The organism is Dyella sp. SYSU CM1112 (assembly GCF_058216415.1).
In genome coordinates, this window is sequence record NZ_JBZEGI010000002.1 from 558,254 (window position 1) to 577,886 (window position 19,633).

At 61.3% G+C, this 19,633-nt stretch carries 16 protein-coding genes and 1 riboswitch; of the genes, 12 read left to right on the top strand and 4 right to left on the bottom strand.

What is annotated here, in order from left to right; all coding sequences use genetic code 11:
* The first annotated feature begins 13 nt into the window (after positions 1-13).
* The 4 genes from AC4HNJ_RS05525 (at position 14) to AC4HNJ_RS05540 (ending at position 3,847) form a co-directional block, all read left to right on the top strand.
* Complete coding sequence (locus AC4HNJ_RS05525) at positions 14-700, top strand: alpha/beta hydrolase (protein WP_490478527.1); 687 nt, start codon at positions 14-16, stop codon at positions 698-700.
* A 160-nt stretch (positions 701-860) separates the two neighbouring features.
* Positions 861-1,970: a cell division protein ZapE gene (gene zapE / locus AC4HNJ_RS05530; RefSeq protein WP_490478528.1), complete on the top strand. Its 1,110-nt coding sequence runs from the start codon at positions 861-863 to the stop codon at positions 1,968-1,970.
* 84 nt (positions 1,971-2,054) lie between these two features.
* Positions 2,055-2,444, top strand: a complete 390-nt coding sequence (locus tag AC4HNJ_RS05535) for a peptidase C13 (protein ID WP_490478529.1) — start codon at positions 2,055-2,057, stop codon at positions 2,442-2,444.
* Positions 2,445-2,557: 113 nt separating this feature from the next.
* Positions 2,558-3,847 (top strand): MFS transporter, encoded by a 1,290-nt coding sequence (locus tag AC4HNJ_RS05540; protein ID WP_490478530.1) that lies wholly within the window; start codon positions 2,558-2,560, stop codon positions 3,845-3,847.
* A 116-nt stretch (positions 3,848-3,963) separates the two neighbouring features.
* On the opposite strand, the gene AC4HNJ_RS05545 is transcribed toward AC4HNJ_RS05540, so the two are convergent.
* Complete coding sequence (locus AC4HNJ_RS05545; protein WP_490478531.1) at positions 3,964-5,169, bottom strand: glycoside hydrolase family 27 protein; 1,206 nt, start codon at positions 5,167-5,169, stop codon at positions 3,964-3,966.
* A 235-nt stretch (positions 5,170-5,404) separates the two neighbouring features.
* Positions 5,405-5,612, top strand: a riboswitch (cobalamin riboswitch).
* A 299-nt stretch (positions 5,613-5,911) separates the two neighbouring features.
* Between AC4HNJ_RS05545 and AC4HNJ_RS05550 the strand changes: the two genes are divergently transcribed.
* The 4 genes from AC4HNJ_RS05550 to AC4HNJ_RS05565 all read left to right on the top strand — a co-directional run bounded on the left by AC4HNJ_RS05550 (position 5,912) and on the right by AC4HNJ_RS05565 (position 10,246).
* Positions 5,912-8,314 (top strand): ribonucleoside-diphosphate reductase subunit alpha, encoded by a 2,403-nt coding sequence (locus AC4HNJ_RS05550; protein ID WP_490478578.1) that lies wholly within the window; start codon positions 5,912-5,914, stop codon positions 8,312-8,314.
* 220 nt (positions 8,315-8,534) lie between these two features.
* Positions 8,535-8,762, top strand: coding sequence for a hypothetical protein (locus tag AC4HNJ_RS05555; RefSeq protein WP_490478532.1), 228 nt, complete (start codon positions 8,535-8,537; stop codon positions 8,760-8,762).
* Positions 8,763-8,784: 22 nt separating this feature from the next.
* Positions 8,785-9,801, top strand: a complete 1,017-nt coding sequence (locus AC4HNJ_RS05560; protein ID WP_490478533.1) for a ribonucleotide-diphosphate reductase subunit beta — start codon at positions 8,785-8,787, stop codon at positions 9,799-9,801.
* A gap of 16 nt (positions 9,802-9,817) precedes the next feature.
* Complete coding sequence (locus tag AC4HNJ_RS05565) at positions 9,818-10,246, top strand: GNAT family N-acetyltransferase (RefSeq protein WP_490478534.1); 429 nt, start codon at positions 9,818-9,820, stop codon at positions 10,244-10,246.
* Positions 10,247-10,347: 101 nt separating this feature from the next.
* On the opposite strand, the gene AC4HNJ_RS05570 is transcribed toward AC4HNJ_RS05565, so the two are convergent.
* On the bottom strand, positions 10,348-11,028 hold the full coding sequence (locus AC4HNJ_RS05570) for a DUF2076 domain-containing protein (RefSeq protein WP_490478535.1): 681 nt from the start codon (positions 11,026-11,028) through the stop codon (positions 10,348-10,350).
* Between the two features lie 200 nt (positions 11,029-11,228).
* Here AC4HNJ_RS05570 and AC4HNJ_RS05575 point away from each other — a divergent pair, with 200 nt between their 5' ends.
* From AC4HNJ_RS05575 to AC4HNJ_RS05590, 4 genes are all read left to right on the top strand, one after another.
* On the top strand, positions 11,229-11,615 hold the full coding sequence (locus tag AC4HNJ_RS05575) for a BlaI/MecI/CopY family transcriptional regulator (RefSeq protein WP_490478536.1): 387 nt from the start codon (positions 11,229-11,231) through the stop codon (positions 11,613-11,615).
* A gap of 1 nt (position 11,616) precedes the next feature.
* The gene (locus AC4HNJ_RS05580; RefSeq protein WP_490478537.1) at positions 11,617-13,479 is read left to right on the top strand and encodes a M56 family metallopeptidase; all 1,863 of its coding nucleotides are present in this window, start codon (positions 11,617-11,619) and stop codon (positions 13,477-13,479) included.
* A 145-nt stretch (positions 13,480-13,624) separates the two neighbouring features.
* Positions 13,625-14,926: an ABC transporter permease gene (locus tag AC4HNJ_RS05585; RefSeq protein WP_490478538.1), complete on the top strand. Its 1,302-nt coding sequence runs from the start codon at positions 13,625-13,627 to the stop codon at positions 14,924-14,926.
* Between the two features lie 8 nt (positions 14,927-14,934).
* Complete coding sequence (locus tag AC4HNJ_RS05590; protein WP_490478539.1) at positions 14,935-16,149, top strand: ABC transporter permease; 1,215 nt, start codon at positions 14,935-14,937, stop codon at positions 16,147-16,149.
* Positions 16,150-16,161: 12 nt separating this feature from the next.
* Here AC4HNJ_RS05590 and AC4HNJ_RS05595 read toward each other — a convergent pair whose 3' ends face one another.
* Together AC4HNJ_RS05595 and AC4HNJ_RS05600 are read right to left on the bottom strand one after the other, a co-directional pair.
* A complete protein-coding gene (locus AC4HNJ_RS05595; RefSeq protein ID WP_490478540.1) occupies positions 16,162-17,142 on the bottom strand; it encodes a hypothetical protein in 981 nt (326 codons plus the stop codon).
* On the bottom strand, positions 17,142-19,475 hold the full coding sequence (locus tag AC4HNJ_RS05600) for a S9 family peptidase (RefSeq protein ID WP_490478541.1): 2,334 nt from the start codon (positions 19,473-19,475) through the stop codon (positions 17,142-17,144). Before AC4HNJ_RS05600 ends, AC4HNJ_RS05595 begins: the two co-directional genes overlap by 1 nt.
* Positions 19,476-19,633: the final 158 nt, after the last annotated feature.

A 19,633-nucleotide genomic window follows, 5' to 3' on the forward strand; every position in this document is an offset into this window, starting at 1 on the left:
TATCATTAGCCACATGACTTCTGCCACCTCCTCCCCCGTCCCGTCCGTTTTTCCGGACACGCTCACCGAGTTCGACTTGCAAGGCCCGGTCGGAAAACTCGAAGCCATGACCGATGTGGCCGAACGGCCCGGCGCACGCCGTGGCGTTGCGGTGATCTGCCATCCCAATTCCAAGGACGGCGGCACCATGCGCAACAAAGTGGTGACCATGCTGGAACGCAGCCTGCGCGAATGCGGATTGGATACCATGCGCTTCAATTTCCGCAGCGCCGGCGATTCGCAGGGGGAATACGACAATGGCATAGGCGAGAGCGAAGATCTCGCCGCCGTGGTGGCTTGGGTACGCAGCATGCGACCCGATGACGCACTATGGCTAGCGGGCTTCTCCTTCGGCAGCTATGTCACCTTGCGCAACGCCGTGAGATTCAAGGCTGATGCGCTGATCAGCATCGCGCCGCCGATAGGCCGCTGGTCGCACGAAACGCTGGCCCTTCCCACATGCCCCTGGCTGGTCGTCATGGGCGAAGAAGACGAAGTCGTCGAACCGCAAGGCGTGTTCGACTGGATCGATAGCCTGGAACAACCACCCGAGCTGATCCGCATGCCGGAAACCGGCCACTTCTTCCATCGTCGCCTGATGGACCTGCGCGGCGCCGTAAAGCATTGGGCACAGGATTATTTACCGCACATGCGTGAATAACACACGCACAAGCGCCCTTGAGAAACGGCTCTCATCCCACTGGTCGCCAGCCCGCGAAAGCGGGAATCCCTCTGCTCCCCATCCCCAAAACGAAGGCTGACTCCCTGGTTCGCGGGGATGACGGCATCGAGATCAGAAATCAACGCAAGATCGCTTCGTCATGACTCAACTATCCCCCAGCGCGCGTTACCAGGAAGGCGTCGCGGCTCACCGCTGGACCTCCGATCCCGCGCAACTGGCCGTGCTGCCGGAATTCGACCGCATGCAGATGGCCTTGTGCGCCGCCGACGAAAACGGGAACGGCTTGCTTGGGCGCTTGAAGTTACTGCTGGGCGGAGAGCATCGCGATGCGGTGCGCGGCCTTTACTTGTGGGGCAGTGTCGGACGCGGCAAAACCTTTCTGATGGATCTGTTCGCGGCCAGCTTGCCGCATGGCGTAGCGCTGCGCCGTCACTTTCATCGTTTCATGGGCGAGGTGCACGAGCGTTTGCGCGAGCTGGGCGAACGCCAGGACCCCTTGGTCGAGGTAGCCGCCGGTATCGCCGCACGCTGCCGCGTGTTGTGCCTGGACGAATTCCTGGTCAACGACATCGGCGACGCCATGATCCTGTCCACCTTGCTGGAAGCCCTGTTTGCATGCGGGGTCACCTTGGTCACGACATCGAATACCGCGCCTGATAATCTCTACAAGGAAGGGCTGCAGCGCGCACGTTTCCTGCCCGCCATCGCTTCCATCAAGCAGCAATGTCATGTCGTGGAAATGATTTCCTCGCACGATTGGCGCTTGCGTGCGCTTACCCACGCACCGGTCTATCACACGCCGCCCGGCGCCGAGGCCGAACGCGAGCTGTCACGCATTTTTTCCACCCAGGCGCACGGCGACATCGTCGACGGTGGCGAGATCATCATCAACGATCGCCCGATTGCCGTACGCAAGCGCGCCAGCACCATCCTGTGGTTCGACTTCGCTGCGCTATGCGAGGGGCCGCGAGCAGTCGCCGATTACATCGCGCTTGCCAAGACCGCGCCGGCGATCATCCTGTCGAACGTACCGCAGTTCACCATCTATAGCGAAGATCCCGCCAAGCGGTTCGTGCAGCTGGTCGATGAGTTCTACGACCGTCACGTCAAGCTGATTCTCTCTGCGGCTGCGCCGATCACCGAGCTCTACGACGGCGAGCGGCTACGCGCGGAGTTCGGGCGTACCGAGTCGCGCCTGATCGAAATGCAGAGCGAGGAATACCTCGCCCTGCCGCATCGCCCCGAATGACAAGTACGGCCTTCTTGCCCCACGCTTCACTCACCCGAGTGGGGGCTGTACTGTGCTGTCTTCGCATGAACCCGGGAGTTATCCATGCTGACGATCCTTGCTGTGGCGCTTCTCGCTGGCACATCGCCCGCCGCACCTGCCGATGACAGCTTCACGGCACGTGTGCAGCGCGCCAAGTTGATCGAAGCAGGATCCACCGGACCGGCGTACCAAAAGCAGTTCTGGGCCAAGACCGGCAACCCTATGACGGATGCGCTGAAAGGCTGCCTGGCAAGCAACACTCCCGCCGATAAATCGCCCTTTACGCTGGTAGCCGATATCTCGCCCGACGGCCATCCCTTGAATGTGGACGTACGCGCGCCGACACCGGTCGCCAAATGCCTGGCCGGTCAGTTCTCCGCGTGGACGTTTCCCAAGCCGCCGAAACTGTCCGATTCAGTCAATTATCCGATTGAGATCGATGTGAGCATGTAAGGCTCGCCACCTCGTGCCTGCCTTTGCGATCATTCGGCACGCATGACTGCTCGCACGCTGCTACGTTCGATGTATGTCACGTACCGGCGTCGTGTCGGATAAGGAACCTATTGATGTCCCACGCTGCGGTAGCGCATTCCCGGCGCGAACGTTTCAAGACCATCTTCCGCGTTGTCAGCGGCAACTTTCTGGAAATGTACGACTTCATGGTCTACGGCTATTACGCCCCGGCCATCGCCAGAACCTATTTTCCTAGTCACAGCGCTTACGCCTCGCTGCTGCTCACCCTGCTCGCGTTCGCAGCAGGCTTTGTCATGCGACCGATAGGCGCCATCGTGCTCGGCGCCTATATCGACCATCACGGCCGTCGTCGTGGTTTGCTGCTCACCTTGAGCCTGATGGCGATCGGCACCTTGTTGGTAGCCGCCGTTCCCGGTTACGCCACGATCGGTGTGCTCGCGCCATTACTGGTGCTGGCAGGACGCTTGCTGCAAGGTTTTTCGGCCGGTGTCGAACTCGGCGGCGTGTCGGTCTATCTCTCGGAAATCGCCACGCCCGGACATCGCGGTTTCTACTGCTCATGGCAATCGGCCAGTCAGCAAGTGGCAGTGATGTTCGCCGCCGCACTGGGCCTGACGCTGCACTATGCATTGCCTGCACAGGCGATGGAAACATGGGGCTGGCGCATTCCCTTTCTTATCGGCTGCCTGATCGTTCCATTCCTGTTGCTGCTCCGCCGCTCGCTGGAAGAAACCGAAGCGTTTCTTGCACGGCATCGCCCCGGCATCGGCGAGATCTATCGATCGATGATGGCGCATGCCGGCACTGTGCTGGTCGGCATGGCGATGGTGATGATGACCACCGTGTCGTTTTACCTGATCACCGCCTACACGCCGACCTTCGGTTCCGCCGTCCTGAAGCTGTCGCACCTGGATGTATTCACCGTCACCCTGTGCGTGGGCATCTCCAATTTCATCTGGTTGCCGCTGATGGGCGCGCTGTCTGATCGCATCGGACGCCGCCCGTTATTGCTCGCTTGTACCTTACTTGCCCTGACGACCGCCTACCCTGCCTTGCATTGGCTGGCCGCGTCGCCCGATTTCGGCAAACTGCTCGGCGTGGAATTGTGGCTCTCCTTCCTCTACGCCAGTTATAACGGCGCACTCGTGGTCGCCCTGACGGAGATCATGCCGATAGAAGTACGCACCACCGGTTTTTCATTGGCCTATAGCCTGGCGACAACGGTCGGCGGCTCCAGCCTGGCCATATCGCAATGGCTGATTCACATCACCGGCAACAAGGCAGCGCCAGGCTTGTGGCTTTCTTTCGCCGCATTGTGCGGTCTTATCGCTACCTGGATGGCTTATCGCCATCCGCAACACCGAACGCTGCACCGACTTTAGTTTTTCAGCAACGGCATCGCCTACCAGTAACTTGATGCGTGCATGAATGCGTCATCCCCGCGAAGACGAAGATGACGCATCGGCATAGCGACGCACACCTACCAAGGCGCATGCTGCTAGCGTTTTGCTCCGCTCACCTTCAGCAGCACCACGCCATAAGCCGGCACCTCGAACACATGCCGGCTGTCGATCCGCCCGAGATCGCGGTGCTCCCACACATCGCGTGCCGTGACGCTATCACCCAAGCCGAGCGCCTTCAGATCCAACGTCGCATCCAGCGAGTGGTTGAGCGTGTTGAGCAAGCCCACCGCCATCGATCCATCCGCCAGCGGGCGCGACCAGAGCTGGATGGGACCAGCCTGCATCACGCGACCACCGGCGATGCCGCGTGCATCCTGATCGATCGCAAGCACTTCGCGATTAGTCAGCACCTCGCGCGTCACCGCACTCATGGACGATAGGTCATTGCCTGCAATCAACGGCGCAGCCAGCAGCGCCCACAGGCTCATGTGCGTGCGTTCCTTATCCTGCGAATCCATGCCCTGGTTGCCGATCTCCAGCATGTCCGCATCGTTCCAGTGGCCAGGTCCCGCGTAACGCTCCAAGCCTAGCTGCGAATTGGCGTTGAACATCATGCTGATGTAGTTCGCCTGGATGTCATCCGTGGTGCGCCACAAGTTGGCGCCCAGGTCCGCGCCCCATTCCCACACGCGGCCCCAGCCATAACTGCACAGCGCATAGACGATAGGACGTCCGGTGGCGTCCAATGCCTGCCGCATCCGTTGGTATGCCGCTTTCATCATGGCCGTTTGCTCGGCCAGGCTCTTTCCACGCATGTGCCGCGAAAAACTGCACAGATCGTATTTCAGGTAATCCACGCCCCAGCTTGCGAACAAGCGCGCGTCCTGCGCCTCGTGCCCGTAACTGCCCGTGAAGCCGCCGCAGGTCTTTTCACCCGGCGAGGAATAGATGCCGAATTTAAGGCCCTTGCTGTGCACGTAATCGGCCAGTGCCTTCATGTCGGGAAATTTCGCGTTCGGGTGCAGCATGCCGTGCGCGTCCCGCTGCCCCTGCCAGCCGTCATCGATGATGACGTAACGATAGCCGGCCGCCGCCATGCCACTGGATACCATCGCATCGGCCGCGTGACGGATGTCCACATCGGTGACGTCGGCGCCGAAATGGTTCCAGCTGTTCCAGCCCATCGGCGGCGTCGGAGCCAGCGCGGCATCGTTGATCGAAGCGGCCTGCACCCAGCACGGCCATAAGAGCAGGCATGCCACCCACCACCAGCGGACTGCCATTCGACGGTACCCGTTCATCGCTTCACTCCCCAGGGACATGCCTTGGAGCTTAGCGAACGACCCGCGGCTGTCATGTGTCCGGCGTCATTGGGACGCACCGGAAGGGCCGCGCCCCATCGACCATGGATCAGCCCGCCATCGTGTTATGGGCAGTCCGTCACAAAAATCCCGCAAGCCGCGCGGCGCCTGGTTTCAGGCTGCTTATCCACCGGCTTATCCACAAATTATTGGGTTGACCGACACAGATTACCCCGATATGTTGTGCTCCGTCGGTCGCCGTCGCCAGGTAAACGGAGGCGGCTCGGGAATCCGGTGCGAATCCGGAACTGCCCCGCAGCGGTAAGCGGAGACGAACGCCCCATGGGCACTGGTCGATTCGCGACTGGGAAGCCGGGGTCATTAGGCGGGTCGCAAGATCCACATCCGCAAGTCCGAAGACCTGCCGACACGGCATGACTGGAACGTCATGCCGCCGGTGACGGCTTCCGCGGGGAAGTGTGTCGCACGATGCGGATGTCACCCGCATCGGACGACTCCCCACCCTAGCTGCCACATCAGCCCTGCGCGCGGGAGCAGGCGGTTGAGTCCAGGGAGTCCGTCCATTCCAACCGGATCGTTCCGGCCGGGACGGCCTCCACAACCCGGAGTGTCCGACATGCAACCTCTCGATACCGAATCGCGCGAGCGCACCGCCGCCCGCGCGGACACGACCGCTTTTTCCGCCGATACCGATCCGTCATCCCCTGCCAGCCCTGTCACGATGTCCGTTACTGCCGAAGCTCCTTTCACCCTGACCCCGCCGCACAACCCCGGCCAGATGCGCGTCACCAAGCGCAATGGCAAGCAGGAAGTGGTCGACGTCAACAAGATCGTCCGCGCGGTAACACGCAGTGCCGAGGGCCTGCACGCTGTCGATCCGCTGCGCGTGGCGCTCAAGACCATCGGCGGCCTGTATGACGGCGCCACCACGCAGGAGCTGGATCAGCTTTCCATTCGCACCTCCGCCGCATTGACGGCCGAGGAACCCGAATACGGCCAGCTCGCCGCACGCCTGCTCAGCGCCTTCATCGACAAGGAAGTAAGCGGCCAGGAAATCCAGAGCTTCTCGCAATCCATTGCACGCGGCGCAGAACTGGGCATCCTCAACGCGCGCCTGCGCGATTACGTGGCCGAGAACGCGCGCAAGCTCAACGATGCGATCGATCCGCTCGCCTCGCGCCGCTTCGAGTACTTCGGCCTGCGCACGGTGTACGACCGTTACCTGCTGCGCCATCCGCAGCTGCGCAAGGTGATCGAAACGCCGCAGTACTTCTTCATGCGTATTGCCTGTGCACTGGGCGGCAATGAGATCGGTGAAACGCTGGAACTGTATCGCCTGCTCTCTTCGCTGGAGTACATCGCCAGCTCGCCGACATTGTTCAATGCAGGCACGGCGCATGAGCAGCTGAGTTCCTGCTTTTTGCTGGATTCGCCGCAAGATTCGCTGGAATCGATCTATGAAAAATACGGCGACGTCGCCAAGCTCAGCAAATTCGCCGGCGGCATCGGCCTGGCTTATTCGCGCGTGCGTTCGCGCGGCTCGCTGATCAAGGGCACCAATGGCCACTCGAATGGCCTGGTGCCGTGGCTGAAAACGCTGGACGCTTCCGTCGCCGCCGTGAACCAGGGCGGCAAGCGCAAGGGTGCGGCCTGCGTGTATCTGGAGCCCTGGCACGCCGACATCGAAGAGTTTCTGGAATTGCGCGACAACACCGGCGACGAAGCGCGCCGCACGCACAATCTCAACCTGGCGAACTGGATTCCCGACGAATTCATGCGCCGCGTGGAGCACGACGGGCACTGGTCGCTGTTCGATCCCAAGGTCGTGCCGCATCTGGTCGATAGCTGGGGCGAAGCCTTTGAGTACGCTTACCACAAGGCCGAAACCGAGGGCCTGGCCGTCAAAACGGTGAAAGCGCGCGAGCTGTATGCACGCATGCTGCGTACCCTGGCCCAGACCGGCAACGGTTGGATGACGTTCAAGGATCGCAGCAACGCCACCAGCAATCAGACGGCCAAATCCGAGAACGTCATTCACCTCTCCAACCTTTGCACCGAGATTCTGGAAGTGACCAACGCCGGCGAGACGGCGGTGTGCAATCTCGGCTCGGTCAATCTCGCGCGTCACGTAGTCGACGGTGCGTTCGACTTTGCCAAGCTCGCCACCACCGTACGCACCGCCGTGCGCCAGCTCGACCGCGTGATCGATCTGAACTTCTATCCGATTGCTACGGCCGCCACCGCCAACCGCAAATGGCGCCCGGTGGGTCTGGGCGTGATGGGTCTGCAGGACGTGTTCTTCAAATTGCGCCTGCCGTTCGATTCCGCCGAAGCCCTGGAGCTGTCCACGCGCATCGCGGAAGAGATCTATTACAACGCATTGGCGCAATCGAACGCGCTGGCAGAGGAATATGGCGCGCATCCCGGTTTCTCCGACAGCCGTGCCGCCAACGGCGAGCTGCAGTTCGATTACTGGCTGAACGCGAAGCTGCACGATGCCGGGCGCTGGGACACACTGCGCGAAGCGATCAAGGTGAAAGGGCTGCGCAACTCATTGCTGATTGCCATTGCTCCCACCGCGACGATCGCCTCCATCGCCGGTTGCTACGAATGCATCGAGCCGCAGGTCAGCAATTTGTTCAAGCGCGAAACCTTGTCCGGCGATTTTCTTGTCATCAACCGCTACCTGGTGGAAGAACTCAAGACCCTGGGTTTGTGGACCGCCGAAATTCGTGACGCGATCAAGCTCGCGGAAGGCTCGATCCAGGGCATCGCTGCCATCCCTGAGCGTCTGCGCTCGATCTATCGCACGGTATGGGAATTGCCGCAAAAAGCCTTGATCGACCTCGCTGCCGCACGCGGCGCCTACATTGACCAAAGCCAGTCGCTGAACCTGTTCATGGAAAACCCGAACATTGGCCAGCTCAGCTCGATGTACATGTACGCCTGGAAGGCAGGCATCAAGACGACCTACTACCTGCGCTCGCGCCCGGCGACCAAGATCGCCAAGACCACGGTAACAGCACCCGCTACTGCGACACCGGCGCCCAACACGCAGGAAGCGGCCACCGCTGCAGTGTTCTGCTCATTGGAAAATCCGGAGTACTGCGAGGCGTGCCAGTAATCACCTCGTCGGCTCATCGCAAGTCAGGGTCCAGCGCCTTTGCAGATATGCACGTCACCCGATCCCAGCTTTCGCCGGGACGACGAGCTTAAAAAGTCAATGCGGTCGCGACACCTATCACCCAGCCGTCCTGAGTCTTACATCAGCCCCTCAAAATCAATATGAGCATATGTCGCATCTTGGCCTCTGAGTCCACATTCACTCAACGCACATGACAGGAATGAAGCCCTTCCGCAATCGCAGTGGTCGCTCCGGCGTGAGTGGCTACGCGATGGGCGAGGGCTTCATCCTGGCTCGCTTCATCAACGATGGTACTTACGCATACACCGATGCCGCGCCCGGCCACATACACACACGCAATATGCAGCGGCTCGCCGAGGCTGGCATCGGCCTGTCCACTTACATCAGTCGCTTCGTGCGTGGGCGTTATGCGCGCAAGCCGGATTGAATGTTTCCATTGAGGAATTTCCATGTCTGATCATCCCTCGCACATCCTCGATCCGGGCTTCGAACTCACCCTGCGTCCGATGCGCTATCCCGAGTTCTACGAGATGTATCGCAACGCGATCAAGAACACCTGGACAGTGGAGGAAGTGGACTTCTCGCTCGACGTCACCGACTTGAAGTCGAAGATGACAGAGGCAGATCGCCATCTCATTCATCGTCTGGTGGCCTTCTTCGCCACCGGCGACACCATTGTCGCGAACAACCTGGTGTTGAACCTGTATCAGCACATCAACGCCCCGGAAGCGCGCATGTACCTGTCGCGCCAGCTGTTCGAAGAAGCGCTGCACGTGCAGTTCTACCTCACGCTGCTGGACACCTATATTCCCGACCCGAATGAACGTAACAAGGCATTCGCGGCGATCGAGAACATCCCATCCATCCGACAGAAAGGCGCGTTCTGCTTCAAATGGATCGATTCCGTCCAGAACCTGCGCAGACTGGAAACCCGTGAGCAGCGGCGGCAATTCCTGCTCAACCTGATCTGCTTCGCCGCCTGCATTGAAGGGCTGTTTTTCTTTGCCGCCTTCGCCTACGTGTATTTCCTGCGTTCGCGTGGCCTGCTGCACGGCTTGGCCTCGGGCACCAATTGGGTGTTCCGCGATGAATCGGGGCACATGGCGTTTGCCTTCGCGGTGGTGCGTACCGTGCGCGCGCAAGAGCCGGACCTGTTCGATGAAGCCATGCGCGCGCAAGTGGAAGCCATGCTGGAAGAGGCCATCGCTTGCGAAACGCAATTCGCCGAAGACGTGCTTTCCGGCGGCGTGGCCGGTCTGTCGGTGAAGGACATGCGGCAATATCTGGAGTATTGCGCCGATCAGCGACTCGCCCAGCTTGACCTGCCGAAAAAGTACGGCGCGAAGAATCCGTTCGACTTCATGGATCTGCAGGATGTGCAGGAAGTCACCAACTTCTTCGAGCGGCGCGTATCGGCGTATCAGGTCGGCGTGGAAGGTGACGTCGCGTTCGACATGGCTTTCTGACGCATAATCGGTAGCCATGGATACGCCGCGCATCGTGCTTACCGACGCTCCCACTGTCGAACAGCTGGGCGCGATCCGCCGCCCGCTCGATCAATTCAATCTTGCCGCTTGCGGCATCAGCGACCAGCGTGCATTGGCGCTGATGGTGGAAGATCCGGCCACCCATGACATCGTGGGCGGCCTCAGTGGTCGAAGCTCACGCGGCATCCTGTTTATCGATGTGTTCTTCCTGCCGCAAACGATGCGTGGCGCCGGCCTGGGTAGCACGCTGCTGCGCATGGCGGAGCAAGAAGGCATACGCCGCGGCTGCCGCACTGGCCTGCTGCATACCAACGACTTTCAGGCACCCGGCTTTTACATGAAGCACGGTTGGCGTGAATTCGGCAACTTCCCTTGCGATCCGCCCGGCAGCAGCCGGATCTTTTTCAGCAAGGAACTGCGTTGATCGCTCGGCACCCAGTTCGGCACAAGCATCAGTCGCTTCACGGCCGCCATTCCCATCCTCGCGGGAATGGCAGCCTTACGCGTGAGTGCTGACGACGCGGTTTAGGTCCAGCTGTTGTCGTCGTCGAAATTGCCGCTGTCGAAGTCGCCGCTATCGAAATTGGCATCGTCGAAATTATTGGATGAGAAATCCTGATCGCCACCGGCAGGCGGATTATTGTTGCCGTTATCGAAAAAATTGTTCTCGGTGACGTTCTCGATCACTTCCGGCTGGCCGCCGAAGCCGCCGCCGAAGAAACCGCCGCCACGATGACCGCCGAGCAGGCTTTCGATGCCGTCGAACAGGAACATGCCGCCAGCTACACCGGCCGCCGTGGTTGCCGCGTTGGCGAAGAAGCTCGAACCACCGCTTTGCGGCGCGGTGGATGCGCCACCGCCGAACAAGCGCTCACGCCAGCTTGGCGCGGGCGCCGGAACAGCTTGTTGTTGTTGCGATGGCATGGGGGGTGGCGCCGCGCCCCAGCCGGATGACTGGCCACCGAGGAAGCTGCCGCCTCCCTGCTGTCCGGCCAACTGCGACTGCAATTGCGCAATCTGTGCCTTGGCTGCGTCCAGCGCGTGTTGCTGCAACAGGCAACGCTGCACCAATAAATAGGCAGCATCGGGCTGGGCGGCCAAGCGCTGGTGGATCAACGCATCCGCCTGTGCATCCTTGGTCACGCCATTTACGGCGGCCAGACGCTGGAGGAAATCGTCAAGGAGAAGTTGTTCCTGGGGAGTCATGGGGTCTCCGAAGTGACTGGTGACGGCACACTGCCGGCAACATGAAAGTATGCGCAGCATGTGTGACCTCAAGAGGCGCGCCGAGTGCGATTCGTCCTGGTTGGCTCGTTCAGTTCATGCTTCCTTCGGTTGACCAGCCTATTGACTACAACTGTAGTCAGAGGTAGTTTGACTACAACTGTAGTCAAGAGCCTCACGCCATGCCCAAGCCATCCATCGGGGACCAGGAACTGGCGCTCCTGCATTATTTGGCCGAACACGAAAACGCCTCGGTCGGCGAAGTCGCCGCCGATTTCGGCGAAGCACGCGGACTGGCGCGTTCCACCGTGCTCACCATGATGGAGCGCCTGCGCGCCAAGTCGTACCTGAAGCGCCGCCACATCGACGGCATCTATCGCTATGCCGCCGCAACCGGCCCCACCGAAGCCCTGAGCAATGTGGTGGGCCAGTTTGTCGAAAAAACCCTTTCGGGCTCGCTCTCGCCGTTCGTCGCCTGGATGTCGCAGAAAGCTGATGTCAGCGATAGCGAACTCGCCGAATTAGAAGCACTGGTTGCCCAACTGCAATCGCGGCGCAAGGACTCCTGACATGGATCACCTGATCGCGCTGTCCGACACGCTCCTCTCACGGCTGGCATGGACCGCTGCGCAAGCTACCGTGTTGATCGCGGTGGTGTGGCTGGTCATACGCTACCTGCCTCGATTGTCGCCATCCATCCGCTGCATGCTGTGGTGGCTGGTTGCCGCACAACTTGTGCTGGGCATGGTGATCAACACGCCGGTGCAACTGCGCTGGCTGAAAGCCGCCTCGCCGGTGGCCGTGAACGCACCACGCGAATACGTTTATACGGCGAATAACATGGCCGAGCCTTCCAAGCTGCCATCGCAACAGCTAACAGGGTGGACCTCACATGCCCACGGTTTCGCCTGGTCGTGGTCCGAGCTCATCATCGCGCTATGGCTTTTGCCTGTGTTGCTGCAGATCGTGCTGGCCACACGTCAATGGCGGCAGAGTCGCGCTTTGCTGCGCGAAGCACACGAGGCCAACAACGCATCCCTGCAAGCACTCTGCGCAAAACAGGCTGAGGCGCTAGGCATGCGCCGTGCACCGGCGCTGCGCATATCCGATGTCATTGTGTCGCCGCAGGTCACCGGCTTATGGCGTCCCGTAGTGCTCTTGCCATCCGAACAGACGCTGTCGCCGGACGAATTGTCGATGGCGATCGCACACGAACTCGCACACATCCATCGCGGCGATTTATGGCTGGGCTGGCTTCCGGCGATCGCGCAGCGTCTGTTCTTTTTCCATCCGTTGGTGAACTGGGCCATGCGCGAATACGCGGTGTACCGGGAAGCCGCCTGCGATGCGCAAGTCCTGCAACAGCAGGTTGCCGCACCCCAGCATTACGGACATCTGCTGATCCGCCTTGGTGTGGCCGATCCGATGCATGCCAGCCTTGCGGGCGCCTCGTCCACCTTCCTGCATTTGAAGCGGAGATTGATCATGCTGCAGCAAAGCGTCAACGAGACTACGCCGCGTTCGCGCAGCTGGTGGCTGGTCGCTGCGATGGCCGTGCTTGGGGTGCTTCCTTATCGCGTGACCGCCACCCACACCACGCCCGACCTAGTGCAGAACGCCGGTATGCCCGCCGTTCCGCCTGCACCCCCGACACCAGCAACTCCGCCGGTGCCGCCTGCTCCCCCGGCACCGGCAGTTCCTGCTACGCCACCTGCACCGCCAGCACCGGACGCACCCCCTGCGCCGCCTACACCGCCTAGTCCAGCCTTCCTGTTTGGCAACGCCGATCACGTCGATATCGATACGCACGCGGATGCGGCGCGAGGCATCGCGTTGTTCGACGGCGACACCGTGATGTTCAATGGCAACGAGAGCGACCTCGCCGACGTGCAGCGTCTGCACAACGTGAACGATCCGATGCTCTGGTTCCGGCGTGATGGACACGCCTATACGATCCACGACGCCACGCTGATCCACCAGGCCAGGGACGCCTTCCATCCGCTCAACGAACTGGCGCGTCAACAGGGTGAGCTGGCAGGCAAGCAAGGTGCTTTGGCGGGTCAACAGAGCGGACTCGCCGCACGGCAAGCCGCCCTCGCGAGTCGCGAAGCGGAGCTTGCGAGCCGCCGCGCCGGGTTTGCGGCACAACGTGCGGCCATGCAGAACATCACGTCGCAAGATCGCGCCGAACAGGCCGCCATGCTGAAAGGCCGGCTGGCCGGCGTGGATGCCGAACAGGCCGAGATCCAGCGTGAATACAAAGAAATTCATCGCTTGAGCGAGGGCTTGTCCAAGCAAGCCGCAGCATTGTCTCAACAGCAGGCCGCGGTGGCCGCACAGCAGAAACGCGTTGCCCAGCAAGTCGATCGGCAGCTGGATAACGTCCTGCAGGAAGCCTTGGCACGCGGTCTGGCGCAGCCCGCTCAACGATGACGGTCCAAAGCGCGATGGGCAACAACAACGCTTCGTCTTGCCCACCTGCTTCCACCACATAAAGCATCCCATCCGACAGCCCAACAACCACCCGCATCGCGGGTGGCAAGGACAGTTGCGTCTCTACCCAACCGGAGAACCCTGCATGTTCGGCTATTACCTTGCACTTGCCGTACGCAGCCTCAAGCGCAGCCGGACCATCACTGCACTGATGATCCTCGCGATCGGACTCGGCATCGGTGCGAGCATGACGATGATCACCGTGCTACGCGTGATGTCCTGCGATCCGCTCCCCGGGCGCAGCGCACACTTGTACGTGCCCTTCATCGATCCGCATCCGCTCAGCCACAACAAATCCACGGATACCATCGTCAATGCCGATATGACGTGGCCGGATGCCATGTACTTGCTGCATGCGGCGCGCGCGGATCGCCAGGCCGTCATGAGCGCAGGAACCTTGCCGGTTCGTCCCGCGCAAGATTCGCTACGCCCGTTCTTCGAATCAGGCCATTACGTCACTGCCGATTTCTTTCCGATGTTCGGCACGCCATTCCGTGCCGGCAGCGGCTGGACGGCACAGGATGACGAAAATCATGCACGCGTCGTGGTGCTCAACACCGAGTTGAACCAGAAGCTGTTCGGAAACACGCCGGGCATCGGACGCACCGTGCGCCTGAAAAACACCGATTTCCGCGTGATCGGCGTGCTCGACGACTGGCAGCCGCAACCCACGTTCTACGCACAGATCGACAATGCCGCCTTCGGCAAGATCGACCAATTTTTCATCCCGCTGCAAACGGCGCTGGAACTGAAATTCGACAGCGACGGCCGCATGTGGTGCTGGGACAGCGGCGGCGATGCGCGCTTGAGCAATCATTGCGCGTGGCTGCAATTCTGGGTGGAGCTGGACAGCAAAGCCAAGCTGCATGCCTATCGCGACTTTCTCGCCGACTACTGGCGCGATCAGCAGGCGCACGGACGTTTCCCGCGTCCGGTCGATGCGCGGCTGTACGGATTGATGGCTTGGCTGAGCAACCAACACGTGGTGCCCGGCGACCTGCGCTTGCAACTATGGCTCGCCCTGGGTTTTCTCGGCGTATGCATGCTCAACATCGTCGGCCTGCTGCTCGCCAAATTCATGCGCCGCAGCGGCGAGATCAGCGTGCGGCGCGCGCTGGGTGCGCGGCGGCGCGATGTATTCGCGCAACTGGGCGTGGAAGCCGGTGTGATCGGATTGGCCGGCGGCACGCTCGGCCTGGTCATCGCCGAACTCGGCTTGTGGAGCGTACGACAGCAACCGGACGGCTACGCACACCTGGCGCACATGGATGGCGTGATGCTGTTCGGCACGTTTCTGCTGGCTGTGATCGCAGGCCTATGCGCCGGACTGATACCCGCGTGGCATGCCTGCCATGTCACGCCGGCCCTGCAACTCAAGACCCAGTGAGGCACATCATGTCGCTACCGCCGATCATCGCCAGCCTTAGCCGCCATAAGCTCACCGTCTTGCTGCTGACGCTACAGGTCAGCCTGACCTGCGCCATCGTGTGCAATGTCGCTTTCATGATCGTGAGCCGGGCGCAGTTGTTACGGCAACCGAGCGGCGTGGCCGAGAACCAACTGGTGCTGATCGAAAGCACCGATCTGGACCCTGACGCACAACCGCTCGTTCGCCACGAAACCGACCTCGCTGCCCTGCGCGCCATCGAAGGCGTGAAGTCGGTGGCCGCAGTCGATGCCTTGCCGTTCAATCGCCGCGATTGGAGCAACGGCATCAGCCTGGTCGCGGACGGCCCCGCCCGCGCCACCGCATCCGCGTTCAACGGTACGCCCGGCGAAATCGCCACGCTAGGCGTGCGACTGATCGAAGGCCGCGGTTTTCTGCCCAGCGAATACGTGCCGGTGGGCAGCACGCACGATTGGTCCGGCCTCGACCAGATACCCGTCGCCATCGTCACGCGCAGCTTGGCCGACAAACTATTCCCCGGCCAGGACCCGCTCGGCAAGGCGATCTACCCGGACGAAAAACCGGTACGCATCGTTGGCGTCGTCGATCATCTGTTGCGTCCGCATGCCTACGCCGGTGCGGACAACGACTACGCCACCATGCTGCCGATGTTGCCGGACGGCAACGAAGTCACGTATGTGCTGCGCACCGCGCCGCAAGAACGCGAGCGCGTACTGAAGCAAGCCGCCGCCGTGCTCGAGCATGTACATGGCAACCGCATCCTCCGGCATGCGCAAACGTTCGACCAACTCCGCGCGGCCTTCTTTCACCGCGACCGCACCATGATCGCCCTGCTGATGGCCGCCGCGGGCGGCTTGCTGGTCGTCACCGTGCTGGGTATCGCAGGTCTGGCCAATTTCTGGGTGCAGCAACGCCGACGTTCCATCGGCATCCGCCGTGCCGTAGGCGCCACGCGCCACGACATCCTGCGTTATTTCCAGATCGAAAACTTCCTGATCGTGAGCGCCGGCGTGGTACTGGGCAGTGTATTGGCCTACGCCTTGAATATCCTGCTGATGACGCATGATGAGCAGCCGCGACTGCCGATCGGCTATTTGGCATGCGGCGCCATAGCGCTGTGGTTACTTGGCCAACTCGCAGTGCTCGGGCCCGCCATGCGCGCCGCGGCAGTGCCGCCCGTCGTAGCGACCCGGTCCGGCTGAAGGTTCACGCGGTCATTCGTGTTGGCGGCTGATCTCTTTCAATGCAGACATCACATGTTCATCGGCTTGCGCCGGAGACCATGCCACTATCGCTTGCAAGGTGTAACTGCGACGCAGATGTCGAATCATCTGCAAACCCAGCCAATAACCGGTGCGGTTGGGCAAACCCTGTTGGTAGGGCGTTGATGCGCTATTGAACCAGCGCTTGAAGATTTCCGGGTGATCGCGATCGATCGCCTTGCCGCGCGCATCCACCAGAAAGCGTCGCGCGATGTCGGGCAGTCGGCGCATGGGAATCTTTCCCAGGTCGTCTTGCAGCAGCAGGTCGCCATCGCCATATCCCGGCGAAACCTGCCCACTGACATAGGTGGCCAAACCCTCTTCGAACAGCGGCAGCGTCAAGGTCGCGCCGGGCATCACGCCATCATTGCGAATACCGGCGTGACGGGCGTGACGGGCGTGATACAGATGAAACAATTCGTGCGGCAGCAGGATGTCGAGATTCGCATGCTCCAGCAGTAACGAATCGACGGCAAGCGCGAGTACCGGCTTGCCATCGGCGAGCACCCCGCTCTTGGCATCGAAATTGGGCGCCAGCACCAGCACCACCGGCGGCTGCGCCGAAGCATCGGGAAACAGCCGGCGGAAGCGGATCGACTGCTTGTCCAATGCGTTGCGAATGGCCACCGCCTCGCGAGGAATACCACCGGCGATCGTCGGATATTGAGCGAAACGCGCCTGCAGCCAGCGCCGTCGGCGTGCCGCCCAGTCCGGATGATCGCGGTCCTCCCACACCACGGAAGCGTAAAGCGCGCGGCGTGGGGCTTCGATCTCGCGGTCCCATAGCTGCAATTGGCGTTCGAAGGGCTGCGCCTGCGCTGCCAACCAGAATGTCTGAAACGACGCCGCCACGGCAGGCGCCGCAGCGGCAGGAAAACATCCCGCGAGCAGCAGCAGGCAACATGCCTTGGCTGCTGCTCGCGCAGACCGCATTAACGCCACGGCCAAGGCTTGAGCGCGTATTCCTTCGGCGGCGTGTCGCCGGCGAGGTTGCGTACGAAATAGTCCCAGCGACGGCGCGTGACGTACGGCGTGTCGTCGGCGTAGCCATGGTGTTCGTTCGGCAAGAACAACATGTCGAAGTCTTTGTTGGCCTTGATCAGCGCATCGACCACCAGCAAGGTGTTGTACGGCGGTACGTTGTCATCGATCGAACCGTGCACCAGCATCAGCTTGCCCTTCAGGTTCTTGGCGATAAGCTCGTTGGCCTGGTTGTCGTAATTGCTGCCGCCGCCCTTGTTGGTGGTGAGCAGACCTTCCCACTTCTCGCCCCAATCGTCTTCGTAATCGCGATTGTCGTGGTTGCCGCTTTCGGACCAGCCGACCTTGAAGAAATCGGGATAGCGGAACATCGCGTCCGCCGTGGCGTCACCACCGCCGGAATGTCCCCAGATACCCACGCGGTCGAGATCGATCCACGCATACCGCTGGCCCAATTGCTTGATCGCCGCCACCTGGTCCGGCAGCGTGTTATCACCCATATTGCCGTACCAGAAATCGTGGAAGGACTTGGAGCGCCACGGCGTGCCCATGCCGTCGACCGCGACCACGATGAAGCCAAGCTCCGCCAGCGATTGATCGTCGTAATCCGCAGGCGAAAAGCCGAAGGTCGATACCGAACCGGTCTGCGGACCGGGATAGATGTAGTCGACGATCGGGTATTTCTTATGCGGATCGAAATGGGTCGGCTTGAACATCAGGCCATACAGATCGGTGCGCCCGTCGCGCGCCTTCACTACGATCTGTTCCGGCGGCTGCCAGCCGGTCGCGAGCAAGCGCTTGATGTCGGCCTTGGCGACCGTGGCAATCGTGTGTCCATCGTTCGCATCGCGCAGAACGGTGACTGGCGGTTTGTCAGTGGTGGAATAACTGTCCACGAAATACTTGCCGTCGCCGGACATGGTGATGGTGTGATCGGCCGGCTCCGGACTGAGCAACACCGGCTGCCCGCCATCCAGGCTCACCTTCCAGAACTGCTGGTAATACGGATTGACGCCCGGTGTGCGACCGACGCCGCGGAACCACACCGTGCGCGTCTTCGCATCGACTTTCAGCACCTCGGTGACATTGCCTTCGCCGGTAGTGATCGGATGCTCGAGCTTGCCGGTATCGAGGTTGTAAAGGTACAGGTTGCCCCAGTTGGTGCGCTCGCTGAACCAGATCGCTTCATGACTGCCGGGCAGGTAACGCCAGTCCACCGCGCCGTTGCCGCTTTCGTAATAAGTCGGCACGTTTTCATAGAAAACGGTACGCACCGCACCGGTCTTCGCATCGGCAATGCGGAAGGTCTCGTGCTTGTGATCGCGCGAGGTGGAGACAAACGCCAGCGTCTTGCTGTCCGGCGCCCATTTCACATCGTCCCAACCACCGTCCCTGCCGCAGCTCACGTCATCGCAAAGCGTGGAGCGGTGCTGATCCGGCGGCATCTTCAAGCGCACGACCTTATGCGCCGGCACATCGATGATGACGCGGTCGATCATCGTGACGTGCTTGTCACCCGGCAGCGGATATTTCCAGGACTGCAATGCCGGATGGCCCACGCGCGTGGTGACCAGATACATATCGCCATCCTGGCGCTGGTCCTGCTGGAAGGTCGCGATCTGCTTCGAATCGGGCGACCATTCGAGAATGGCGTTGTCGGTATGTTTCCAGCCGGCGTTGTCGGTGGCGTAACCGAAATTCTCGACACCATCCGTCGTCAACTGAGTTTCCTTGCCGGTAGCGACGTCGCGCACCCACAGGTTCCAGTCGCGGATGAAAGCTTCTTGCTTGCGATCCGGCGACAGCACGCCCGGCTCCTTGCCGGCCTGCACTGCCGCGCATTCGCCCGCACCCTTCAGGTCGCAAAGGTAATGCTTGCCATGTACTTCGACATCGTCACGTCCATCGGCGGCCACGCGATAATCGGTGATGCCCAGCTTGTCGGCCTTGGCGGTCTTGTCGCCGGCCTTCACCAGCGCTGCCGCGAGCTTCGTTTGATCGAGCAGCGGCTCGGCCTTGCCGCTCGCATCCATGCGCATGTAGTGGTCACCGCTGGCATCGTGGTCCAGATACCAGAAGTGCGTCGCGTCCATCCAATGCACCGTATACACCGCATGATCCACCAGCGGCACGGTGTTGTATGGCATGAAGCGCTCGGCTTGCGCGTAATCCTGCGCTGTCAGCGTACTGCCGCTCGCCATCGCACTACCCGACGCGGCGATCGCCGCAAGAAACCCACCTATCAGCGCGCCATACAGACGCGACCTGCCGGTCATCACACGCATATTTGCTCCCCGATTGAAGCGGCCGCCATCGCGGCCCCTGGTGTCGTCACCATCCTTCATCGTAACGCCCCGCGCACCGGGCCACCCCTGCCAAAGGTCCTTGCGAGCCTGTCCAGGGAAGGCGCGGCGCCTTATTGTGTACGTTCCATCCGACTACT